The organism is Chitinispirillales bacterium, from assembly GCA_031254455.1.
GTDB lineage: Bacteria > Fibrobacterota > Chitinivibrionia > Chitinivibrionales > Chitinivibrionaceae > WRFX01.
Genome location: JAIRUI010000098.1, coordinates 1 through 20787 on the forward strand (window position 1 = coordinate 1; position 20787 = coordinate 20787).

12 protein-coding genes are annotated in these 20787 nt (G+C 40.1%); 6 read left to right on the forward strand and 6 right to left on the reverse strand.

The window, feature by feature from the left end; translation table 11 throughout:
* The 4 genes from LBH98_07585 to pyrE all read right to left on the reverse strand — a co-directional run.
* Positions 1-1649, reverse strand: a 1649-nt coding sequence (locus LBH98_07585; protein MDR0304607.1) for a leucine-rich repeat domain-containing protein, incomplete at its 3' end; no start/stop codon positions are given.
* 660 nt (positions 1650-2309) lie between these two features.
* The gene (locus LBH98_07590; protein MDR0304608.1) at positions 2310-3104 is read right to left on the reverse strand and encodes a hypothetical protein; all 795 of its coding nucleotides are present in this window, start codon (positions 3102-3104) and stop codon (positions 2310-2312) included.
* The gene (locus LBH98_07595; GenBank protein MDR0304609.1) at positions 3104-3958 is read right to left on the reverse strand and encodes an ABC transporter permease; all 855 of its coding nucleotides are present in this window, start codon (positions 3956-3958) and stop codon (positions 3104-3106) included. The genes LBH98_07590 and LBH98_07595 overlap by 1 nt, the downstream gene beginning before the upstream one ends.
* The gene (gene pyrE / locus LBH98_07600; protein ID MDR0304610.1) at positions 3955-4626 is read right to left on the reverse strand and encodes an orotate phosphoribosyltransferase; all 672 of its coding nucleotides are present in this window, start codon (positions 4624-4626) and stop codon (positions 3955-3957) included. The genes LBH98_07595 and pyrE overlap by 4 nt, the downstream gene beginning before the upstream one ends.
* A 128-nt stretch (positions 4627-4754) precedes the next feature.
* Between pyrE and htpG the strand changes: the two genes are divergently transcribed.
* The 3 genes from htpG (at position 4755) to rimO (ending at position 9312) form a co-directional block, all read left to right on the forward strand.
* Positions 4755-6632 carry a molecular chaperone HtpG gene (gene htpG, locus LBH98_07605; GenBank protein MDR0304611.1) on the forward strand — a complete coding sequence of 626 codons (1878 nt, stop codon included), beginning with the start codon at positions 4755-4757 and terminating at the stop codon, positions 6630-6632.
* A 146-nt stretch (positions 6633-6778) separates the two neighbouring features.
* The gene (locus LBH98_07610) at positions 6779-8032 is read left to right on the forward strand and encodes a tryptophan 7-halogenase (GenBank protein MDR0304612.1); all 1254 of its coding nucleotides are present in this window, start codon (positions 6779-6781) and stop codon (positions 8030-8032) included.
* Positions 8029-9312, forward strand: coding sequence for a 30S ribosomal protein S12 methylthiotransferase RimO (gene rimO / locus LBH98_07615; GenBank protein ID MDR0304613.1), 1284 nt, complete (start codon positions 8029-8031; stop codon positions 9310-9312). The genes LBH98_07610 and rimO overlap by 4 nt, the downstream gene beginning before the upstream one ends.
* A gap of 24 nt (positions 9313-9336) precedes the next feature.
* Here the strand turns inward: rimO and ispG are convergent, their stop codons facing one another.
* Complete coding sequence (gene ispG / locus LBH98_07620) at positions 9337-10422, reverse strand: flavodoxin-dependent (E)-4-hydroxy-3-methylbut-2-enyl-diphosphate synthase (protein MDR0304614.1); 1086 nt, start codon at positions 10420-10422, stop codon at positions 9337-9339.
* 161 nt (positions 10423-10583) lie between these two features.
* Between ispG and sprA the strand changes: the two genes are divergently transcribed.
* Together sprA and LBH98_07630 are read left to right on the forward strand one after the other, a co-directional pair.
* Positions 10584-16985, forward strand: a complete 6402-nt coding sequence (gene sprA / locus LBH98_07625; GenBank protein ID MDR0304615.1) for a cell surface protein SprA — start codon at positions 10584-10586, stop codon at positions 16983-16985.
* A 13-nt stretch (positions 16986-16998) separates the two neighbouring features.
* Positions 16999-18363, forward strand: coding sequence for an MATE family efflux transporter (locus tag LBH98_07630; GenBank protein MDR0304616.1), 1365 nt, complete (start codon positions 16999-17001; stop codon positions 18361-18363).
* On the opposite strand, the gene LBH98_07635 is transcribed toward LBH98_07630, so the two are convergent.
* Positions 18353-19285 carry a calcium/sodium antiporter gene (locus LBH98_07635; protein ID MDR0304617.1) on the reverse strand — a complete coding sequence of 311 codons (933 nt, stop codon included), beginning with the start codon at positions 19283-19285 and terminating at the stop codon, positions 18353-18355. The genes LBH98_07630 and LBH98_07635 overlap by 11 nt on opposite strands.
* Before the next feature lie 477 nt (positions 19286-19762).
* Between LBH98_07635 and LBH98_07640 the strand changes: the two genes are divergently transcribed.
* On the forward strand, positions 19763-20787 hold a 1025-nt coding region (locus LBH98_07640), incomplete at its 3' end, for an InlB B-repeat-containing protein (GenBank protein ID MDR0304618.1).

The following is a 20787-nucleotide window of genomic DNA, read 5'->3' on the forward strand; positions in this document are numbered from 1 at the left end:
GTTTCAAGTTTTGCCGTCGGCGCTTGAACCGTTCTATTGTAGATAAACGGTCCCGTATTTTCCCACTTAACCGCGACGGTTCGTTCTGTTATTGAGAAAGTTTTACTTGTGTTCGCCAATTGAATATTGTCGTTAGGTGTTGTCAGTGTTGCCGTTGCAATATAATTATTACCAACGTTTGTTTGCTGTTCTATTACCGTAAGCGGCATGCTTGTTCCGTTCAATAGTGTAGCCGTTACCGTTGGCGACTGAGGTTCTCCATTCCACTCAAGTGTTAAGTTGCCCCAAATTACGTTTACTACCTCAATCCATTTGGCGTAGAGGGTAATATTAGCTGTAACTACGTCGGTTTCAAAGTTCCATGGTATTGTTAATGTGGCGTCTTTATACCAGCCGATAAAAGTGCAATTGGTTTTTGCAGGGTCTTTGGGTTTGTTGACTTTTGCACCCATTTCCACAATTATATCGGCAACTGCAAAACCTTCATTGGAATTAAATGTTACAACTCTTATTGCTTTCTGCGGGTCAAAACAAAATACAGTCGTAATTGACTTGTTTAATCCTGTGATTTTATCTTCTCCGGTAAAATAATTATTTCTCACATCTAATTCCTTCAGTTTGACATTCTTTGATACATCAAGAGCAGTCAATACATTGTCGTTGCAATACAAATATGTCAGTTCGGTATTCTTTGATATATTAAAAGTTGTTAATTGATTATAGGCACACCACAATCCGGTTAGTTTTGTATTTTTCGATACATCAAGTGCAATCAATTGATTGTTGTTGCACCGCAACGTTTTTAACTCGGAAAAATATTCTATACCGGCAAGAGAAGTTATATTTTTATTCGACACGTCAAGTGTTGTCCTAGTATTTACATCACTGTAATATATTGGCTCTCCAAATGCCTTATCAATTATGTTATACACTTCCGTCTTAAAATTCTGGTCTGTGAAATACGCAGTAATGTCTAACGTTTCCGGACTATTCTGCGGCGAAAAAAATAAATTTTTAGTAATTGACTTATTTAAGCCTATGATTTTATCTTCTCCGGTGAAATAATTGGAGTGGCAAAACAACCTCGTCAGCGCAGTATTCTTCGACACATCCAGTGTTGTCAGTTGATTGTCGGAGCAAGACAACGTCGTCAGGGCGGTACATCCCGACACATCCAGTGTCGTCAGTTGATTGTCGGAGCAATCCAACTCCGTCAGGGCGGTACATCCCGACACATCCAGCGTTGTCAATTGATTGCAGTAGCAATCCAACGTCGTCAGGGCGGTACATCCCGACACATCCAGTGTTGTCAGTTGATTGTCGGAGCAATCCAACGTCGTCAGGGCGGTACATCCCGACACATCCAGCGTTGTCAGTTGATTGCGGGGAACATACAACGATGTCAATCCTGTAAAGTATTCTATACCGGAAAAAGAAGTTATGTGCTTATATTTCATCGTAAGCTCCTTCACAGTATCCACATCCGTATCATATATCGGAGCGGGAGCGGTTTTATTTATCGCTTTATATACTTCCGCCTTAAAGTTCGGGTCGGTGAACTTATCCGTTATATCTACCTGTCCCATCGCCACAACTGCGGCAATCACCATCACCGACATTACTTTGAGAAAACCGTTTTTGTTCAGCATAATAACACCCCTCTGTTAATGATTCTTTTCTTCCATATCTATCTCTGGATCGCTTCGTTTTACCGTAATGACGAATGTAGTCGATAGCGCACAACACGTCATTGCGAGGAATATAATAACGAAGCAATCTATATGTCTTCCGTCATCCCATACGGCTTGCGCCGTATGGATATCGGATATTAGCCGAATCAAAAACATTATGAATTAAAGGAGAGTAGAACTTATATGCAAAAAACAAAAAGGCTGCTCTGCCGAAATTCGTGTTTTTTGCGTAAAACTATGAATTTTTTACCTGTGCTTTGAATAAAATAAACATAAGGTTGATGGGCAGAACAACCTAAGAAAGGATGTTTATACCATTATGTTTATTTTTACAAAAAAGTCAAAAAGCACTAATGAAAAGTCGGGTATTATTCCGACAATCCATAGTTTTACGCATCAATAAAATAATATTATGTTTTGGGTAGATATAACAGGAAAGTTGAAAAACGAGAAAAAATTAGCGTTTTTTGTATTTATATGTTTTTTAGCAATTCGGTATCTTTGATTTCCATTTTTGAAAAAGCAAACAATTTTTCGCCTAAATCTTTAAGCGACGCGCCTATATGATATACAGTGTTATCAATTATCAAAAAACGATCGTATATTATTTCAAAATTTCTATAACCTGTAAATCGCCCATAGATAGAAATTACGATAACATATTCCTAAAAGCATATAGAAAATTACGCCAAAAAACGCCCAAACCGCCGAAACTTTTGAGAAAATAGAGAAGTTGTTTGCAGAAAAAATTAATAATATCCAATTAACCGCCGTCCAAAAAAGCGGATAAATAAGCGAGAAAATAACCCAAACAATACAAATCATCATTGACACGCATTCCCAAACGCTTACGGCGGTAAAAAACGCAATAGGCGCGATAAGAAAGCAAAAAAACTTAAGAACGTTTGCCGTTTTTTCCATTTCAAAACGGATAAAAGACGCTTTTTGATGATATTGCAGAAAGTCCGAAATCTGTTCTTTCTTAAGCCGTTTAGACAAACTTTGTATTAGCGCAGCCAAATTTTTCGATTCGGCCGGAATGTGGATTTTTTGACGATCTATAACTATCGAAAACGATGAATATAGACCCCAAAACGACTTTTTGACGAAAGAAATTTCATTCGTTTCAAAACGAAATTTTTTATTTCCTTTGAAGAAGTTCCACGTATCTTCACCGTCGCATACAAGCGCGGATTTGTTTTTGTATGAGAAAAAACGTGACAAAAAAAGCGCAGAAATAAAAAAATACAAGATAATTATTGCAGAAATATTTAACTCTTTAATTATCAAAACTTGTTTATAATATCCGATTGCGAGAACGTAAACCAAAATAATAAGAAAAACCGTGTTAAATATAAAATTCTCCAAATTAGATAAATTTGTAAACGGCGTTTTTGATTTTTGAATCACCATTACATCATTACCTGACTGATCATTAAGTTTGCGGCAAGTATCATTACCGAAGCGGAAACCACCGCGTTTCTGGTCGATGCGCCGACGCCGACCGCGCCGCCCGTGGTCGTATATCCGTAGTAACAGCCCGTAAGTCCGGTAATTCCTCCGAACACAAAGCTTTTTACAAGCCCTATATAAACGTCGTTTATATTAAACATGAGCCGCATCGAATTGTAAAACGTTCCGACGTTAAGTCCGAAAGCGACAGTCGCAAGAATTTGAGAAGCGACTATCGCCGCTATAGAGCCGTAAACAAACATTGCCGGCGTCATTAAAAACGCCGATATTATACGAGGAGAAATAATATATTTTATAGGGTTAAGCGAAAGACAGGTCAACGCGTCCAATTGCTCGGTAACTTTCATAGTTCCGATTTCTGCGGCGACTTTCGCTCCTATTCTTCCCGCCAAAACAAGACCTATAAGCGTTGGTCCAAGTTCGGACAATACGACTTTCAGAACCATCATTCCCAAATATTGCAAACCTATCATATCTTTTGCCAAATAATGAACCTGCCAAGTCGCGATAAATCCCGTAAAAACAGAAGCCAAAAGCACTATGGGAATCGAACGCACGCCGACAAGCATAAGCTGTTGAGAAACAGACGAAATTTTAGGTTTCGCCAATAATCCCTGAGCAAGGAATTTCATCATTTGTCCAAATTCCGAAATTCCTTCCATTATAAATTTTCCTACGGATACGGCAAGCGTGTTGAAAAACGATTCTTTTTCAATAAGCATTACCTGTACTATATCGTTATTGCGCATAGACAGAAATTCTTCCGTATTTAACTTGTTTTCATCGTTTTTCACAAACAAACTCCGTACCGCGAGCGATAATCGTCAATTTTTCTTTTTGTATCGTCGTCAATTAAAATCTTTCCGCAAACTCGTCTTTTGTATCCGAATTCTACAATGTCGTCAATGCATACGATCGCTTTAGGCGTAATTTTATAATCTTGCTCAATAAGAGTGAACGCGCCGCGCCCGTCGCCGCCTTTCTCTTGTCTATCTACGCTCACTATAAGTCCGCCGACAGTTACGTTTGCGATGTTTTTTAGGATGGGGAGCGTTTCGGCGATTGAAGTTCCCGCCGTAGTGACGTCTTCGATCATCAAGACCTTATCTCCGTCTTTCAGATTATATCCTATAAGCGTTCCGCCTTCGCCGTGGTCTTTTATTTCTTTGCGGTTGAAACAAAATCCTACGTTTATGTTTTTTTTCGTCAGAGCGATCGCCGTCGTTACCGAAAGCGGAATTCCTTTGTATGCCGGACCGAAAAGCGCGTTATAATCGGAAAAATTTTTTGTTATCGCTTCCGCATAAAATTCTCCGAGCTTTGCAATCTGAGCCCCCGTTTTGTATCTTCCGGTGTTGATGAAATACGGTGTCTTGCGTCCGCTTTTTGTTATGAAATCGCCAAAAGTTAAAACTTCGCATTCTACCATAAATTCAATAAAATCTTGTTTATATTTGTCCAAAACGTTTCTCCTTGAACTAAACTTTTTGTCAAAAAATAATTTCTGCCTAAATAAACGGTTGACAGGCAAATAAAAATCTTATTATTTTCCCCAAAAACAATATTATTTAAACAAAAAGGAGTAAATTTATGTCGGAAACTTTGGAATTCCAGGCGGAAGCCAAGCAACTGCTTCAACTTATGATTCATTCTCTTTACAGTCACAAAGAGATTTTTTTGCGCGAGATTGTGTCAAACGCGTCGGACGCGTTGGACAAAGCCCGTTTTGAATCGTTGACAAACAATGCGGTCAAAATAGACATAGATTCCCTAAAAATAACCATTTCGGTCGATAAAGAAAACCGTCGGCTGACAATTTCGGACAACGGAATAGGAATGAGCCGCGAAGAACTTATAAACAACTTGGGAACTATTGCGCGAAGCGGTTCTAAAGTGTTTTTGGAAAATCTTTCGGGCGACCAAAAGTTAGACTCAAATCTAATCGGGCAGTTTGGCGTAGGATTTTATTCGGTTTTTATGGTCTCGTCAAAAGTAGAAGTTTTGACAAAAAGAATCGGCGAGGAAAACGCGTTTCGTTGGATATCGTCGGCGGACACGACGTACGAAATTTCGACGGCGGCGAGGGCGGAAAGCGGAACCGACGTCATTATTTATTTAAACGAGGGCGAAGAAGAGTATTTAGAAAATTGGAAAATTAAAAATTTAATCAAAAAATATTCTTCGTTCATAGCGTTTCCGGTGATGATGGCAAGCGACGATGAAAATAAAAAAGGTGAATTGGAAAAAATAAATTCGCTGAAACCGATTTGGGAAAGAAACGCAAGCGAAGTCAAAGACGAAGAATACGAAGAATTTTATACGCAGGCGTGCGGCGGGTTCGGCAAAGTTCTAAAAACGATTCATACAAAAGCCGAAGGAGCTATGGAATATTCGGCTATTGCGTTTATTCCCGAAAAAATTTCACCGTTTGAAATTTATAATCAGGAACGTAAACACGGTGTAAAATTGTACGTGAGAAAAGTGTTTATTTCCGACGACATAAAAGAATTACTGCCTGATTACTTCCGTTTTGTGAGGGGAATCGTTGATTCAAACGATCTGCCGCTTAACGTTTCGCGAGAAATTTTGCAAGATAATCCTATTATCGGTAAAATTCGTAAGGCGCTTTCCGGAAAAATATTTTCGGAACTTAAAAAACTCGCTCAAAACGACAAAGAAAAATATTCGGCGTTTTGGAAAGAATTCGGCGCAATTATCAAAGAAGGTTTGTATAACGATTACGAAAATCGCGAAGAACTTTTGGATATTCTGCGATTTAATTCAAGCGGCGGCGACAATGCGGATTATTTGACTTCGCTTGACGAGTATATTTCTCGAATGAACGAAAAACAGAAAGATATTTATTATCTTATAGGCGATACTTACGAAACGGTTCGTAAAAGTCCGCACATGGAATTGTTTCGTGAAAAAAATATTGAGGTGATTTATTTTACCGATCCGATTGACGAGTTTATAGTTCCCGCTTTGTTTAACGCAAAAGGAAAAGAACTCAAAAGTATCGCCGATTCAAAATTAGATTTAGGCGAACTTGACGGCGAAGATAAAACCGCCAAAGAGGAAAGCGAGAAAAAACTGAAAAAATTTATCGGACGCGTCAAAAATATTTTGAATGAAAAAGTAGCGAACGTCAGTATTACAACACGCCTTAAAGAAAGTCCGGCAAGAGTCGTAGCCGGCGAAGGCGAGGTCGGCGGTCATATGGAAAAAATGATGAAAGCGATGGGAAAGATGATACCGGATAGTAAAAAGAACTTGGAAATTAACGCAAATCATTCGGTAATCGACAAACTTAATTCTCTGTACGAAAAAGATCCAAAAAGCGACGATTTGCAGGAATGGGTCACACTCCTTTACGAGCAGGCGCTTATCGCCGACGGGAGTCCGGTTCCGGATCAATCGGCGTATATGCAGAGAATAAATAAATTGTTTGAGAAGGCGATCGGGTAGATATAGCGGCGTTACGAAGATTATAAAATCAGGCGTTTTCAAGAAAACGACATAAAGTTTTCTTTTTTGGTTTTAACGTTCGCTAAATAAAGCATAATGTTGTTGAACATATAGTATTTTCCTGCTGGAGCTAAACGGAGGAAAAAATGACCAAAGCATTACCTGAATACGATATAATAATTGTAGGCGGCGGACCTGCCGGACTTTCGGCGGCGGCGAAATTGAGCAAGACGTTTTCTGTCTTGTTAATCGAAAAAAATGAATTAGGAACGACTTTCGCCTCCTGGTATTCTTATTTGGATAGAGTAAAAGCGCAAAAATTGGATGACGCTATTGCGTTCAAAAGCGAACACATTCATTTTGTAGCGCCTACTTTGCAGCACAATATGAGAGACGATTGCGTGGTTTTAGATCATGATAAAACGCTGCAAATTTGGATAGATAGAGCTAAAAACAACGGCGTAAAATTTGTTCGGGCGGAGTTTCGCGGCTATTCACGAAAAAAGCAAGATTTCGTGACTGTAGAAACGACAAACGGAATTTTTACGGGTAAACTTTTGATTGACGCCTGCGGGGCGCATTCGCCGATAGTGCGTAAACGCAATTTGGTCAGACGCGTAGATGCGTGGGTAATTTACGGCGCAAAAATTCGCGTCAAAAATAATCTGCGTCCTGTCCAATTGGAATATTATCCGCTTAACGACGACGAAAATACTTACGTAGGTATTCATCCGTTTAACGAAAATGAAATAAATTTTTATGTTTTCATCGGAAAAAACGGTACTTTCGGCGATCCGCAGAAACTAAAACTTCGATTCGAAAAAACGCTTGCATCGACTTATCCGGACGCAGAAGTTATTGCACCGCTTTACGGCTCGATTCCATCGGGAATATTGAAAAAATACGCATTGGACAATGTTATTTTTTGGGGCGCTTCAGGAATGCTCAATCCAGACGGCTGCGGAATGGGATTTAATGAAATTTTGCGGCAGTTGGATACTTTCGAAGCGGAGATTACAAGAACTTTCAGAGCGAATCGTCTTGACGAGCGGGCTTTAAGACGAGTTGCGCTTGGGCTTCGTAACATAGAAACCATGCATTTCCAACGAATTATCGGAGCGTTTTCACTGTATTTCATAAGGTCGGAAGGACGTTGGGACGGCGGTGTGCGGTGGTTGAACGCTCTGGGCGGTCATAGCAAATACTGGATGCGTAACGAAATGTCGCTTTTGTGGATTAGAGACGCGACGCTTAAACTTCACAAAGCGGTTCCGTTCAAAGAGACGATAAAAATGATTCCGCCGAACGAATTACTGTTTATTTTTGAGCAACTTATACGTTTTTCGTTTTCTGCTATTTTCATAAACATCTTGCGGTTTTTCGGTCTCGCCAGAAGATGAAGAAATTGTTTTTATGCAATTTGGGCTGTTCAAAAAATTTTGTTGACGGCGATACGATTGCAGGTTTTTTGGTTAAAAACGGATTTGAAACAACTCAAAACGCCGCCGTTGCGGACGCGATAATAGTTAATACCTGTTCGTTTATCGAGCAGGCGACGCAGGAAGCGATAAATACGATTTTGGAGTACGCTTCGCAAAAAAAAGTCGGGAGTGAATTTATCGTTTCCGGGTGTTTTTCGCAGCGATACAAATCAAAAGTTGAAAAGAATTTTCCAGAAGTCGATTTATGGCTTTCGACGCAAAATTGGCGTGAAGAATTAAAAAAATTCTATAATTTTCAGGATATTACGAAAGGTTTTGAACGGATTTTGTCCGAACCGATTCACACGCAGTATCTAAAAATTTCCGACGGTTGTTCTCACAAATGCTCGTTTTGCGTTATTCCTCAAATAAAAGGCGATTTTAAGAGTGAGCCGATGGAAAAAATTGTCAAAGAAGCGCAAATTCTTGAAGAAAAAGGAGTTAAGGAAATAATTATAGTTTCGCAAGACACTTCTTTTTACGGAAGAGACATAGGCGTAAATCTTACCGTCTTATTAAAGACGCTGTTGGAAGCGACGAATTTTCGCTGGATTCGGACGATGTACTTGCATCCTAATTTCGTTGACGACGAATTTTTGGACTTTATTGCAGGAAATTCACGAATTTGTCCGTACTTTGATATTCCGTTGCAGCATATTTGCGATGAAATCCTTAAATCAATGGGGCGAAAACCGAAAAAAAGCGAGTTATATAAACTTATTGAAAAAATACGCAAAAAAGTTCCTAACGCGACAATTCGTTCTTCGTTTATAATCGGCTATCCTAACGAAAACCTAAAAGATTTCAAGGAGTTATGCGAATTTGTAAAATGGGCGGAATTTGACAAACTAGGCGTTTTCCCGTATTCGCCGGAAGAAGGCGCAAAAGCGGCAAAACTTTCGAATCGTCCGGCAAACAAAACCGTGCAAAAAAGGATAACTACGATTATGGAAATTCAAAGAGAAATAAGCCGGAAAAAACAGGAAGCGAAAATAGGACAAAAAATTGAGATAATCGTGGACGGAGTCAGTGAATTTCCAGAATATAATTTTGAATGTCGAAGCGTTGGCGACGCTCCGGAAGTGGACGGAAAAGTTTTTTTAACGGATGGAGACGCGGCTGTCGGAGATTTTGTTGAAGCCGAAATTGTCGATTGCGACGATTATGATTTGTTTGCGAAATTCGTTAAGAAAGTATAATAAATACGTCTTTTAACGACAAATTTATTTAACAATTCTATTTTTTTCTTCCAAAAAGTTATTAATCAGTACAAACAATTCGGATATTATTTGACTTTCCGCGACTTTTTTAACGGTTTGTCCTTTGACAAATAAAAGTCCTTCGCCGATTCCGCCGGCGACGCCGACATCCGCCTCTTTCGCCTCGCCCGGACCGTTTACGACGCAGCCCATAACGGCTACCGAAATGTCTTCTTTGACGCTTTTAAGTTTTTCTTCGACTTTTTCGGCAAGTCCGGCTAAGTCAATTTGAGTTCTTCCGCATGTCGGGCAAGCAATTAAAACGGGTCCTCCGCGAAGTCCGAGCGATTTAAGAATTTCCCGTGCGACGCCGACTTCATCGACAGGGTCGCCTGAAAGCGAAACTCGAATCGTGTCGCCTATTCCTCTCGACAAAATAGCGCCAAGCCCTGCGGCCGACTTTATCGTTCCGGTTTTTATCGTTCCGGATTCGGTAATTCCAATGTGCTGCGGAATATCGGTCTTTGACGACAAAATTTCACACGCCGCAATCGTAGAAACTACGTCGGTAGATTTTATCGACAAAACCAAATTTGTAAAATTTAGTTCGTCCATCATTTCTGCATACCTAAGAGCGCTTTGCGCCAGAGCTTCAGGAGTCGGACGCCCGTATTTTTCAAGCAAATCTTTCTGCAAACTTCCTGAGTTTACGCCGACGCGAATTGCGATTCCAGCCGCTTTTGCCGCTTCTACAACCTCTTTTGTACGCTCAACCGAACCGATATTTCCCGGATTTATCCGAACTTTCGCCGCGCCGGATTTTATTGCCGAAAGAGCCATCTTATAATCAAAATGAATATCGGCTACAATCGGAAGTTTCGTTCGTTTGACAATTTTTTCAAAGCCTTGCGCCGCCGCGTCGTCGTTGACGGTTATGCGAATGATTTCACAGCCCGATTCTTCCAGTTTGCGAATCTGCGCGGTTGTCGCCTCTACGTCAGCGGTTTTTGTGTTCGTCATTGATTGAATGGATATTGGATTTTCGCCGCCGATTTTTACGTTTCCGACAAATGCAACCCGAGTAAGTTTTCTTTGAATCGAATTTATCATATAATTTCCTTTTGTTTTTATCGTTAAAAATAATATTTTTCATCTATTACTTTAAATAAAACAGTCCTCATTGCATTCTTTTGTGTAAAAAAACTATTTTTCGGCGTGATTTAAGCGAAACAAAAACACTCAATCACCGCACTTTTTATGAGGACCGGAATTTGCTTAAAAAAATAAAAAATTATTACATTGCAATATTCGCGGTGTTTCTTTTTTCGGTCTATTCTTTTGCGCAAATTGAGTACGGAAGCGGAACATATAGAAATCCTTATGCCGATTTATACAGCGGTTCTCCTTTGCAGGAATTTCATGCGGACGTCTTGGACAAAAACAAACCGGCAATGATGAAAGACACTTTAATTGTTGATTTCGGAAATCGAAACGTTACGTTTTCACGAATTGACAAATTAACCGAAATGCCTGTTTGGCAATTTCATTATTCGGAAATTGAAGATTATTTGCGCGATATGGAAACACACGCCAGAAATTCGCTTTGGAATGAATATGTTCGCGAAAAAGGGAAATTCTCAAGAAAAGACAATTACACTAACAAATCCGGACTTACGTTTGCCGTTCCTGCTCGTCTTCCGCGCTGGGCGACAAGAATTTTAGGACAGGAACCGCCTAAACTCGCTATCACCGGCAGTCAAAAAATACTTTTTGGCGTATCCGTAGACGCGGACGAAGGAACTCGCGACAAGCCCGGGAAAAAAAGAGCGCAGGTGATGTTTCAGCCGACGAGCGATTTTAACATAAAGGGGAGCGTCGGTCGTCTTTTACATCTCGAAATAAACCTTAAAGGCAACGTTAAAGATTCCGATTTTTTTGATCAGGCAAGAGATCAGTTAAGCCAAGTGAAAATTCACTATCGCGAAGAAACGCCGGGTGAATTGGAAGACGATATTATTCAGGAAGTCGAAATAGGAAAAACTAATTTTCAAATGCCCGGTCAAGGATTGGCGGGATATTCTTCCGGCAGTAACGAAAATCTGTTTGGAATAAAAGTTCGCTCAAAATTAGGTCCTTTGGAATTGACCACGATTGCTAGTATAGAAAACGTGGAAACCCAGCATAAAACGATTAAAAGCAACGAACCGCGGACCGATACTATTTCAGAACTACAATACGCAAAAAATCAATTTTTCTATATTGACGATATTTATAGGCAAAAAGCGGAAAATCCTTCAACGCAGGCGCCGGAGATACTTACCGAAAAAATTCATGTATATAGAAAAGTGACTTGGAAATCTCCAACCGACGACATAAGATATGCTTATTATAAAGAAGGCGGAGAAGAAGCGCATGCTTTTAAGAAACTTAAAAGCGGCGTTGATTATACAATGGATTTGACAAGACAGGGAGTTATTCAATTTATGAGTCGGCTAAACGAAAGCGACGTTATCGGAGTAGTTTTTGAAATAGCCGGATTAGCATATAAAGGCGATACGACAATTAATAAAGTTGTAATAAACGACTCTACAACCGCAGACGCCTACAGGGATTTGTGGGTACTTAAAAACGGTTCTTCAAAAATAGAAAACGATAATTACAATTTGATGCTGCGAAACGTCTATTATATAGGAACAGGCGATGAAACGGATTTTACTTTGGACGTTCTTCGCAAATCGCTCGACGGTAAACAGAAATCGCAAAACGACGCGGGAGAATATTTTTCCGATATTTTGGGTTTAAGCGAAAACGGAACTATTTCGGTGACGAATCGTCAAATCTTTGACTTGGAAAACGGGTATATGTTTATTCCTCCGTTCAAAGCGAAAACCGGCGAAAACGCAAACTGGGTTTTTACGAATCCTAATTTAGGACTGTCGGACAAAGATTCAAACGTAAATTTTGACGCTTATGACGACTCAAAATCATCGGTTAAGGCAAAGTATAAAATTGTAACAAAAGGCAAAAAGAGAGTTGAGCGATTTAATTTGGATTTTGGCATTGTAGAAGGATCCGAAAAGCTTTCTATCGGCGCCGGCGACTCTCTTATCCGTTACACCGACTATGATATTGACTATGGCTTCGGCAGCGTAGTCTTGATTTCTCCGAAAGCGTTAAGCGCCGATGTTATAGAGTGCGATTACCAGAAAGAATCTTTGTTTTTACTTGATAAAAAAGTATTTATCGGAATTAACGGGAAATTGGATTTACCGGGAATCGGAAGAAATTCGTTTTTATCGACAACTCTTATGTGGCAGCTTATGGACGCAAAAAAAATGATGCCTAAAGTCGGTACCGAACCGTATAACAGATTTTTGTTCGACAGCAACTTACGGCTTGATTTCGCTCCTCATTGGATGACTTCTGCGATAAACTTAATTCCGTTTATAGAACGTGAAGAGCAAAGTTCTGCGGTATTCGACATTGAAACGGCGTATTCGTCGTCAAAAAATTCAGCGAAATCAAACGGAGAAGCGTCAATTGACAATTTCAGCACTTCGGCTAGAACATATTCTATAGGAACTTCGCATACAAATTGGTACAGAGCCGCTCCCGATCCTTATATGGCAAAGAATTTTGAAAAAAATCCACCCGCCTGGTTTTGGTATTGGTATGAGCCGGCAATTGGAGACAGTCGTACGGAAAGGCGCGAAATTTATCCTTTGGAGAATACTAATAATGCCGCTCAAACGTATTACGACAAAATAAATACGCTGAAATTGGTCGTTCAGCCGTATCCCGAAAAACAGGATTTGCGAAGCGGAATTTCATTGGACGGAAAGAAGCCGGAAGTTTCTCCGTATGCAGGCATAAGCCACGGTTTTTCAAACGCGTTAATGGACCGTTCGGAAGACAGGTATTTTGAGTTTTGGATTAAAGTGAAAGGTGAGACGGGGAAAAAACCCGCCGAAGGAATGCTTTTTATTGACTTGGGAAATTTATCCGAAGATATTTCAATAAACGGGGGGCCGCCCAATGGAGGTATAGAATATGAAACATACTCGTCGTACGTAACTGAAGCGACCGACCTTGGATTAGATAAAAAAAGAAACGAAGACGAGTTTTATCTTTATCCGAATTTCACTTCTTCAGGCAGTTTCTTTTGGGATACGCTCAGATATAACGATCCTCGTTTGGGTGAAGAATGGAGATTTGACCCGTCGCGCGACGACTATAAACTTTATGATAAAGATAATCTTGCGAACAGAAAATATGTAAACGGAACGCAAGGAAACGAAAAAGCGGACAGCAAAGACATAGACGGAGACGGTATTGTCATTTCCGCTATAGACGGCGGAGATTACTTCCGATATAAAATCGATTTAAAAAATATAAAAAAATCACCGTTTTACGATAAAACGCTGCTTGCAAACGACACAAATTCCGGATGGATTCACGTTCGTGTTCCTATCAGTATAATTCCGGATTCGATATCAAATAACAATAAACAAAATTTTGACGTGTACGGAAACCCGGACTGGAGAAGAGTTCGTCACTTAAGAATGCTTTGGACACAAATAGAACCGTCGTTTGATTTGCCGGGGCATTTGGATTCTTTGGAATTTGAAGGAATACAATTCGTGGGGAATACGTGGAAAGAGCAAGTAAAAGACACTTCAGGATTATCCGGATTGGTCGTGGCGAGCGTTTTGGACAGCCGATCAACGCTTGGATACACGTATCCGGCTTGGAAGCATCGCGATTCCATAAACGGAGAACAGGCGACCGATTATACTCTTCGTTTAGAATTTACCGGCGTTCCCGCCGATAGCGTAGTTTTGGTCGGCAGAGATTTTGAAGAATCGCAATCAATGGATTTATCGCGGTATCGGGCTGTAAAATTTTGGGCAAAAGACATAGCGGGTAAAATAAATAATTTTAACGATAATTGGTTCGTTTTACGATTCGGGAACGATGCAAGCGGTTATTATGAGTACAAAACAAGGCGGCTTGGCGAAAATGTCGGCTGGGACGGCGAAGGGTTTGCCGTAAATTTGGACGACTTGACAAAACTTAAAATTTCGTGGTTTGACAAATACGGCGAAAGAGATACGTTAATTAATACCGTTTCAGTAACTGAAAACGGCGACTCTTTGCGAGTTTATTCGGAAACCAGAATTGCGCCTTCACTTTCTAATGTTTCTTGGATTGCGTTCGGAATTCAAAACGGGTCGAATATTTATTCCGGCGATGTTCGAATAAACGGATTCAGGGCGACGGGGATCAGTGATTACAGCGGCTGGGCGTTACGTGCGTCAATGAAACTAAATTGGTCGGATTTTATTGAAAATTCAATGGATTTCAAATATACCGATGCGGATTTTAGAAGCATGTCGGACGATATACACAAAGAAAGCAGTGCGCGTATAAGTTCGGGGTTGGGCTCAAAAATACAAATAGATAAATTTTTGCCCGACAGATTAGGAGTTCAAATTCCGTTAGGCGGCAACATTGCCGCTTCGATGCAGCGGCCGCAAATGCGTCCTAACAGCGATATAAAACTTAATAACACGCGTGGAGAATCCGACGGATTAAGCGATATGCTTGGCGACTTTGGCAGAATTATTTCAAATTCAAAAGAAAAAGGCGAAATTACTTTATCCGAAAAATATGAAACACGCGGACGCAGTCGAAGCGCATATACCGGATACCATAAAAATAAAACTTCCGAAAAAGTCATTCCACGCTTAACGGCAGACAGAATAGGTATAGACTATCGAGTAAATTATCGGGATTCTCTTGCCCGCGCGGGCGAAGTTCCCGAAAATGAAGCGGATAAAATTCATCGTGAAGGATTTGAGAAATATCACGGAGAAATAAACACAAACCGGAATCACAGTATGGATTTGGATTATAATTTTTCTCCGTCCAAAAAGGTTATCGAAACACTTTCTTGGTCGCCGCTAAAAAATGTAAAAAATTTGAACCTTTCAAAAAAGACAAAAGGGATGTCGCTTAATTTACTTCCGGAAAGAGTAATGTTTGATTTTATGAACGTAAACTACCAAAAACGCGAAAAATACAATTCAATTCAAGATGTAACGGACACATCCGGACAGTATTTCCTAAACCAAAAACCCGTTGAAGAAGTTACAATGACGCATGGGTTTAATATGACCTATAAACCTATAAACCCTTTTGTTGCGATAAACTACAATTTGGGGATAAATCGAAACTTTGACAAATTTATAAAAAATTGGGAAAACAGCGGAATCGGTAATTTTGCAAATTCCGCTGTTTTCCGTATGGACGACCAATACCGGCAGTACAACGTACTTTTTAGCGAACAAAGCAGAAACCAAGACATAAAATTAGCCTTTACGCCTGAAATTACACGTTGGCTCACGTTTTCCGCAAACGGCGGAGGCGGGTATTCGCAAAACATGTCGTTAAATTACGACACTACGTATATGAATACCAGTATAAACAGTTCGTTTGATTTAAGCACGCAGTTTAATATTCGTCGTCTTTTTGAGGATTTCTCAAAAAGCGTTAAAAATAGAGAAAATTTTGCGAAAGGTCTTTCAAACATTGCAAAGGGGTTTGAGACGGTTGGATTTGACGGCATAAATTTCAATTACAGCGCAAGCATGAGTTTGAAAAATTCGCTTATGAATATAGATTATTTAGACCGCGGACTTGACGGCGGAAAATTAAATTATATGCTCTATTCTTTCGGACTTTTCAATCGCTCGTTCAGTGATTTTGTTACGGGAAATATGGACGACTCAAATGCGTTCGGCGGCGTTCAAACACGGATAGGAAATACAAATAGCGCCTCGGATAGGCGAAGCACTTCGCAAAACTATACATTGTCCACTTCGCTTCGCATCCCCAAGCCCGTAGAAATTTCCGTAAATAACATGTCGCTTGGCTGGACAAGAACTTATTCGATAACGCCCGAAGTCGACAGATTGGACACGGCGATAATTTTTCCCGACGTTAGGATTGGAGTGAGCAGTTCGGCGTTGGAACAACTTGATATAGTTAAACAAAACTTCTCTAATTTTCGTTTGGATTGGGGATACAATTATCGGCTTACAAACTCAAGAAGCGGAATGTTGTTTAGTAAAATAGAAAAGAATCATAAAGTATATTGGGGATTTTCTCCTCTTATAAAAACCTCGATACGTTTAAAAAAATTGGGTTTAGATTTTTCTTATTCTCTTGATTTGGGATTTGATTCGACAGAGGTCCGCGATTCGTCGCTTGTTGCAGACGAAGGACGTTGGATTGATACGTTGATGCGCAGTTCTCAAACAAAGACGGTTACAAATAATTGGACGGCGGGATATCACGTTGACGGGAAACGCGGGCGCACGATAAAGCTTTTCCGCGACCAAGTAATTGAAATAAAAGGCGACATAGATTATTCGCTTTCCATAAGATTAATAAAATCATACCACAGGTTCTATCCGCAAAAAAACAATAATACTTTTGAAAATGAAGATTATGACGATGTTTCAATAAATATTTATCCGCAAATGGCATATAAATTCACAAAAAACGTAGATGCGCGTTTATTTTATGAATTAAGACGGAATATTACGGGAAAGCAAGAATTTCTTTCTCATCACAGTCAGTTTGCGATGGAAGTAACAATTTCATTCTAAAAAAAGGAAAAATATGCAGGAAATACATGGACATAAAGTCACAATTCGCCACTTCATAAAGGAGATGCTTCCGCTTGCGATTCCCGTCGCTATGCACGAATTTTTAATATCGGCGGTGAATATCGCCGATACGATAATGGTGGGACAAATTAACGAAACCGCCATTGCCGCGGTGAATTTGGCAAACCAAATATTTTTTATTTTTATTCTTATGATGGTAGGCGTTACTTCCGGGTGCGCAATTTTTGTTTCGCAGTATTGGGGCGATAAAGACGTTAAAGGCGTTCAAAGAACTCTTGGGTTCACGCTTATTTTGACAATAATCGCAAGTACGATTTTTTCAATGTTTTCCATCGCTTTTGCCGAACAGATAGTTTCGTTTTATACGAAAGACGCCGCTGTAATTTCTTTAGGAGTGGATTATCTTAAAATAAACGGATATTCGTTTCCGCTTGTCGCCTTATCTTTTACTTATTGTGTAGTTTTACGCTCAACTCACAAGCCTAAACTTCCGCTTTTTACAACGACTTTTGCGCTTATAACAAACGTATTCTTAAATTTTGTGTTCATTTTTGGGAAATTCGGATTTCCCCGTATGGGCGTTGAAGGCGCGGCGCTTGCGACCTTGATTTCCCGTACTTTGGAAGTGGCTTTGTTGTTTTCGGTGATGCGTATAAAAAACTCGTTTCTTCTTGCGGGAATAAAGGATTTATTTACACTTTCGCAAGGGTTTATCAAAAAATTCGTCGCAACGAATTATCCGGTTTTTCTCAACGAAATGGGCTGGGTTATCGGCACTTCGCTGTTCAACAAAATCTACGCCGGAATCAGTACGCAGGCAATCACGTCGGTATGTATCGCAGACAATATTTTCAACATATTTTTCGTTGTATTTTTCGGAACAAGTTCGGCGACCGCTATATTAATCGGCAACAAAATCGGTGAAAACAAACTTTCTATTGCGCACGATTACGCGAAAATCGTCCATAAAATTATTCCCGTTATTTCGGTCGTCTTTGCGGTACTCCTTGCAGCCGGCAATAAACTGTTCCCGATAATTTACGGAGTTGAAAGCGAAACGCTGGAAATAACTTCGCTTGTAATTTTAGTGTACGCGTTTATTTTGCCGTTCAAAACGTTTAATCTTCACACTGTTAACGGAATTTTGCGCAGCGGAGGCGACACGAAATTCGCACTTGCGTTAGACATCGGCGGAATTTGGTTTGTCGGGCTTCCGATGGCGCTTTTAGCAAGAGACGTTTTGCATTTGCCGTTAATCGGAGTGGTAATATTTTTATTGTCGGAAGAAATAATAAAAACGGTTATCGGCTTTTTCAGAGTCCGTCACGGAAAATGGATAAATCGAGTTATTGAGTAATAATTAAAAATGTATAAACTATGTAGATTCCTAGAAATACGGCGCCTTCCCGTCCGGTAAGAATACGTTTGGTTAATATCGGCGAAAAAAGAATAACGGCGAGTCCGACCATTGTCAAAATATCTCTTAATAAAATCCCGTCAGCCGCAACGGGTCCCATTACTCCTACTACCCCGAGTATTCCGAGAATGTTGAATATGTTAGAACCGACTATGTTGCCTATGGCTATGTCGTTTTGTTTTTTGAAGGCGGCTATGGCGGATGTGGCGAGTTCCGGTAAACTTGTTCCTACAGCCACTATCGTGAGACCGATTACCGCTTCGCTTACACCCCAACTCAACGCTAAATCCACCGCACCTTTCACAAGAAAGTTTGCACCGGCTACAAGCAATCCAAGTCCTAAGATAATGAATGCGATATTTTTTATGCAGGAGTCGTTTTTTTTCAAATTATTTTCAATTTTTTCGCCGTTTTTTGCGTTGACGACGCTATAAACTATATAGCCGATAAATAAAATTAAGAAAACGACGCCTTCCCGAATTTGTACGGTGTTGTCCTTTAAAAAAAACCACACAAGCAAAGAAGCGGCGATAACGACCGGAATATCGAATTTGAACAACTGTTTTGAAACGCTTATCGGACAAATTATAGCGGAAAGCCCCAAAATTAAAGCCACGTTACAAATATTTGAGCCGATTACGTTCCCTATCGAAATGTCTCCCTTTCCTACAAGTACGGACTGAACGCTGACCACAAGTTCCGGAGCGCTTGTTCCCATCGCTACAACGGTCAATCCGACAACAAGCGGCTTTATCCCAAGACGAAGCGCAAGTTTGGCGCTCGCATCTACAAGCCAATCCGCGCCGAAATACAAAAGAGCGATACCTGCGATTAATAAAATATACGGCATAAAGACAGACATAAATATATCCTTTTTCTATCCTTTTTCAAAAAAATACTATATATCGTTTGCAAGTATGCCATATACGTGTATTTTTCATTCCCGAATTTTAGAAACTAGTATTATTGATAGAAAAGAAATATATAGCGGATTTTATTTTTGACTCTTTCAAATTTTTCCCATATTTATCATAACTATAAACTATTTTATAAATGCGAAAAATGACGAATAATATGGATTTTATCTCTATTATTCTATCTGCATCTCTGCTAAAAAGCAGGAGACAAACCGCCATATAGGCTGTTCTGTCTTCCTGTCTCCTGTTATATCTTGATGTAGGATAATTCGTCATTTTTCGCAAAAAAATATGAATTTCGGCAGAGCAGCCTTTTCTGATTTTTTTGCAGACAAGTTCTACTTTCCTCAGTAATTCATAATGTTTTATTTCTGCAATTGGTGTTATGCTTTTTGTAAAATTTTTAATTCAGGAGGTTTTGTATGCAAAACAAAAATAGGTTTTTGAAAGTAGCGGCGATGATTGCCGCATTGTGTGGTGTGGGGAATGCGGTAGTGCCGAATAAAACAGAAACCACTAACGGTCCTAAAACATGCGATAATCTCGCAGAAGTGGAAGTTTTTATTGTCGGTGGTGGCGGAGGAGGTGAAGGCGGACATAGTCGATATTGTATGCTTGATGAATATCAGGGAACCGGTAGTAGTGGTGGCGGTGGGGCAGCGACTTGGGCGAAACTGCGAGTGCCACAAGGCTCCACCTTTGAGATAGCAGTTGGAAATGGAGGTGCCGGAGGTCAATATCGTCATACAAAGTGTGGTGAAAATTGGGGTAACGGGTTAGATGGACAATATGGTAGAGAAACAACTGTTGAATTCACATTTTCGGCTGGAGATATAACAAAGATTATTGCTGGTGGTGGACATGGGGGAGGATTTGATGTTGGTGGTGAAAATATGGACGGTGGCGGAGCAGGCGGCACACCAGGTATCACAAATTACACAAGAGTAATTGACAGTAGAGGCGTTAGTGGTAATCCTGGCAGTAATGGTCAAAAAAAAGGTGATAACCAAAATATTACAGGCGGCAACGCAGGATCTTTAGAAAATTTGGCAAGTGTTTATCTGACTTCCTTTGGCGGAGGTTTAGGAGGAAAGAAAAATAATCCTGCCCGCGATCCTGGTATAGGCGGTGGTGGTAATGCTCAGTATTATAATGCTAAGGGTGTTGATGGCGGTATAGGTATGGCTTTGGTTTATGTTACCTACTTATGGAATGTAACATTTAACAGTAATGGCGGTTCGCCAAATCCGAGTACAATATCTGAGATTCTCAACGGCACCAGAATCATTGAACCAAGCAAACCTGCTAAAGAGTACCATGTGTTTAACGGATGGTTTAAGAATCCTGACTGCACAGATAAATGGTATTTTGAAAATCCCGTAACACAGAGCATGACACTCTATGCGGGTTGGCTTGATACCCGTTATGGCGACACATTAGGAGTTCC